The organism is Candidatus Paralachnospira sp. LCP21S3_A2, from assembly GCF_052118925.1.
Classification (GTDB): domain Bacteria; phylum Bacillota; class Clostridia; order Lachnospirales; family Lachnospiraceae; genus Lientehia.
The window spans coordinates 1-1,339 of record NZ_JBQKGG010000043.1; the positions used below are offsets into that span (position 1 = coordinate 1).

2 protein-coding genes are annotated in these 1,339 nt (G+C 41.9%); both read right to left on the bottom strand.

Annotated elements, in window-relative coordinates:
• Positions 1-49: 49 nt before the first annotated feature.
• The gene (locus ACTQ3K_RS12580; protein WP_441064999.1) at positions 50-943 is read right to left on the bottom strand and encodes an IS3 family transposase; all 894 of its coding nucleotides are present in this window, start codon (positions 941-943) and stop codon (positions 50-52) included.
• An 8-nt stretch (positions 944-951) separates the two neighbouring features.
• Entirely contained in the window at positions 952-1,251 is a 300-nt protein-coding gene (locus ACTQ3K_RS12585; RefSeq protein ID WP_291810107.1) for a transposase, read from the bottom strand.
• Positions 1,252-1,339: the final 88 nt, after the last annotated feature.

Consider the following 1,339-nt stretch of genomic DNA (forward strand, 5'->3'; position numbering starts at 1 on the left):
TGGTCCTATGTCAAGATTTAGTACAAATTAAAATGAGAAGTTCTGCCTGCTAAGCAGCAGACAGTAACATACCCCTCTCATACAGCTTTTCATATTCGTCAGGTGATACATAGCCACAGTGGCTGTGGATTCTGACAGTGTTATAGAATGTTTCTATGTATTCGAATACCAGACGATAAGCATGGTTGTAGTTACGAATACTGAAACGATTTAACCATTCACGTTTAATAAGGGAATGGAAAGATTCGATGCAGGCATTGTCATACGGATAACCTGTATGAGAATAACTGCGTTGCATTTTTTCAGTGGCTTCGCGCCAAGCATTAGAAACATACTGGCTGCCACGATCCGTGTGAATAATCAAAGGGAAATCGATTTTTCGATAGGCCTTTGCTTTATTAATAGTTTCAATAACAGTGGATACTTCCATCGTGTCAGAAAGTGTCCATGCGATGATTTTTCTGGCAAATAAGTCCATGATGCAATTAAGGTATACAAAGCCGTCCTGCGTCCAAATGTAAGTGATGTCAGTACACCAAACGGCATTAGGACATTCTGGGTTAAACTGCTCATCAAGAATGTTGCGAAGTTCTTCACTGAAATCGGAGTCTCTCGTTGTGGTGGTCCACGGTTTAATCCACTGGGCTTTAATGCCCATTTCACGCATGTATTTACCTACGGTGCGTTCGGCGATGATTTCGCCAGCCTTGCGGAGCTCCTGAGTGATTTTGGGAGCACCATAGTTCTGTTTGGATTTGTCGTAGATTTTCTGGATTTCCTTTTTTATAGCCTCTTTACGCTGCTTTGAAGGAGAAACTTTTCGATTCAGAAAAGCTCGATATCCAGAGCGAGATACGCCTAAAAATTTCAGCATTCCGGAAGTAGAGACGCGGCGTCCAGTAACTTTAGATGCCTCTACTTTGGCAGAAACTTCAGTGTAGATAGCTTCTGTTAATCTTTCCCCAGAATGCCGATGGCTTTTTTTAACACATCAAGAGCATCCTGAGCGTCGCGAAGCTCGCGCTTAAGACGTGCGATTTCCTTGGCTTCATCGGATTCGTAATTACCAGAACCCCTAACAGGAATGTCGCCTTCATTGTCTCGGAATTGCGCTTCCCATCTGGCAAGAGTGCTGACTCCGATGCCAAGATTCTTGGCACATTCTACCTGAGTGAGATCCGGATGTTCTTTTCGATAGTTGATAGCATCCAACTTAAATTGTTTGGTGTGTTGAGTTTTCTTACATGACATGATGAGTTCCTCCTCTTGTTATTATACATTTTATTTGTATCAAGGGAATATCTCATTTTTGTTTTGTACTAATTAGATGCTAACATCA

What these genes read in the sequence shown, in the direction of transcription:
- ACTQ3K_RS12585 (WP_291810107.1), bottom strand. Translation starts at nt 1,251, where the DNA reads ATGTCATGTAAGAAAACTCAACACACCAAACAATTTAAGTTGGATGCT.